At 64.3% G+C, this 2,417-nt stretch carries 2 protein-coding genes and 1 pseudogene; all 3 read right to left on the bottom strand.

The genetic code is table 11. The features are described 5' to 3' along the window. Nucleotides 1-3: 3 nt before the first annotated feature. A pseudogene (locus VGL40_15330) lies at nucleotides 4-1,026 on the bottom strand (preprotein translocase subunit SecA). A gap of 111 nt (nucleotides 1,027-1,137) precedes the next feature. Then, nucleotides 1,138-1,707, bottom strand: a complete 570-nt coding sequence (locus VGL40_15325) for a DUF5317 domain-containing protein (protein HEY3316634.1) — start codon at nucleotides 1,705-1,707, stop codon at nucleotides 1,138-1,140. Between the two features lie 47 nt (nucleotides 1,708-1,754). Beyond that, a partial coding sequence (locus tag VGL40_15320; GenBank protein HEY3316633.1) for an HD-GYP domain-containing protein occupies nucleotides 1,755-2,417 on the bottom strand: 663 nt, incomplete at its 5' end.

Here is a 2,417-nt window from a genome sequence, read left to right as displayed (position 1 = left end):
CTAGGCCTCGACCGCCTGATGGAGGCCGTCGGACCACCGTCGGCCGAACATCAGCCGCCCGGTGAACTCGTCGACGATGATGACCTGCCCGTCCTTGACCACATAGTCGCGGTCGCGGTGGAACAGGGCGTGGGCCTTGAGGGCGGCGTCGGCGTAATGGGACAGATCCAGGTTCTTGTCGTCGTAAAGATTCTTGACCCCGATGGCCTTCTCGATCTTGGCCACGCCGCTCTCGGAGATGGCCACGGTGCGGAGTTTCTCATCGACCGCGTAGTCGTCCTCGGCGACCAGCCGGGGGATGACCCGGGCGAACTTGTAGTAAAGGTCCGTCGACTTGCCGGCGTCGCCGGAGATGATCAGCGGGGTCCTGGCCTCGTCGATGAGGATCGAGTCGACTTCGTCGACAATGGCGTAGTTGAGCGGCCGCTGGACCATCTCTTCGGCGGAAAGGACCATGTTGTCGCGGAGGTAGTCGAAGCCGAACTCGTTGTTCGTGCCGTAGGTGACGTCGTCCTGGTAAGCCCGCTTGCGGTCGGCCGGGTCGACGCCGTGGACGACCAGGCCGACAGACCGGCCGAGGAACTTGTAGATGCGGCCCATCCACTCGCTGTCGCGGCTGGCCAGATAGTCGTTGACCGTGACCAGGTGGGCGCCCTTGCCGGCCAGCGAGTTCAGATACATCGGCAGCGTGGCGACGAGGGTCTTGCCTTCGCCGGTCTTCATTTCGGCGACGTTCCCCTCGTGGAGGACGACCCCGCCGACCAGCTGGACGTCGAAATGGCGCATGCCGAGGGTCCGCACAGAAGCCTCTCGGACGACGGCGAAGGCCTCGGGCAGGAGGTCGTCAAGGGTCTCCCCGTTGTCCACCCGCTGCCGGAACTCGGCCGTCTTGGCCTGGAGCTCTTCGTTGGATAGCTTCTGAATGGCCGGCTCGAGCCCGTTCACGGCCACCACGATGGGCTGTATTCTCTTCATGACCTTCTCGTTGTAGTTCCCAACGAGCAGGTTCTGGAGCATTTTCAGCAAGGCTAAAGCCCCCAAACACGGATAAAGGAACCTCGCGGTTCCTTCTTCTTTTACTCCATTTTAGCACTTTTAGTCATCCCACGCAACCGGGCTGGTAGTCGTCGAGGGCCGTCACCCGGTGCTTTGCCGAGGACTGGCAGAGCGACCCAGCATCACCGTCTGGACCAGGATGAACACTCCGACCAGCATAAGGACGTCGCCGAGGCTGAAGATGGTCGGCCGCGGGAAGGGGTTGGGCAGAAAAAGGACGTCGGCCAGGAACCTCAGGTGGGTCCCCGGACCGGTCAGCGTGTGGGTCAGGATCTTGCCGGCGATCAGCCTCGGGATCTGGGCTTCCTGTCCGATGCGCTCCAGTGCCTCGCGGGAGACCGGCATGCGCACCCCGTTGGCCGCGATGACCAGGAAATTGAGGGCCACCCCGACCGTGATCGCCTTCATCCCGGGGGTCGACAGGTTGGCCGCCAGGGCCGACAGGATCAGAACATAGGTCAGGACGTGCAAGGGCAAGGCCAGCTTGACCACGGGTTCAAAGCCCGGCGGGCCGGACAGTCTCAAGAGCAGTTGGATGGCGAAGCCGAGGAGGATGACCCCGAAGTAGCGGAAACGGAAATCAGTGAAGCGGCCGATGCGGCCCCCCCGGACCCACCCGACCGCCAGTGCCAGGAGCAGACCGATGGTCATCAAGGTGCGGCTAGAGCCCCCTTTGCAGGCGATGGGACGTTCCGGAGTCAGACGGCCTTCTGGGCCCCGGCGGGCGGCGTCACCCGGATGACTTCCTTGACCGCGGTCATGAACGCGCGGACCGCTTCCGGGTCGAACTGGCGGCCGGAGAATCGATTGAGCTCCTCAAGGGCCTCGGCGTAGCCGTAGGCCGGCTTATACGGGCGTTCGGTGGTCATCGCGTCGAAGGCGTCGGCCACGGCCAGGATCCGGGCTCCGGTCGGGATGTCCGAGCCGGCCTTGTGGTCCGGGTAGCCGGAGCCGTCAAACCACTCGTGGTGGCTGCGGACGATCTCGACGTCGCGCCCGAGGAGCTCGATCTGCCCGATGATCTCGGCGCCGACCACCGGGTGGCGCTTGATCTCTTCGTACTCGGCCTGGTCCAGACGACCGGCCTTGAGCCAGATCGTGTCGCGGATGCCGATCTTCCCCACGTCGTGCAGAAGGGCCACGTATTCCAGGCGCTCGAGCTGGTCGGCCGGCAGCTGCATCTCCTTGGCGATAGCCAGGGCATACTCCTTGACCCGGTGGGAGTGGCCCTGAGTGTACGGGTCTTTCTGCTCAAGGGCCCGGACCAGGGCACTGATGGTGCTGAGGTAGACCGTCCGGAGGTCGTTGTAGCGCTGCAGGGAGTAACGGGCGATCAGGAGCGGCAGGAAGAAGAGCAGGAC

Source organism: Bacillota bacterium, assembly GCA_036504675.1.
GTDB lineage: Bacteria > Bacillota > Sulfobacillia > JAJYWN01 > JAJZPE01 > DASXUT01.
Note: the sequence above shows the minus strand (reverse complement) of the source record. Positions and strands in the feature narration are given on the sequence as shown.

Bases quoted from the DNA above. Each gene is read 5' to 3' on its own strand.
- VGL40_15325 (HEY3316634.1), bottom strand. From the start codon at position 1,707: ATGACCATCGGTCTGCTCCTGGCACTGGCGGTCGGGTGGGTCCGGGGG.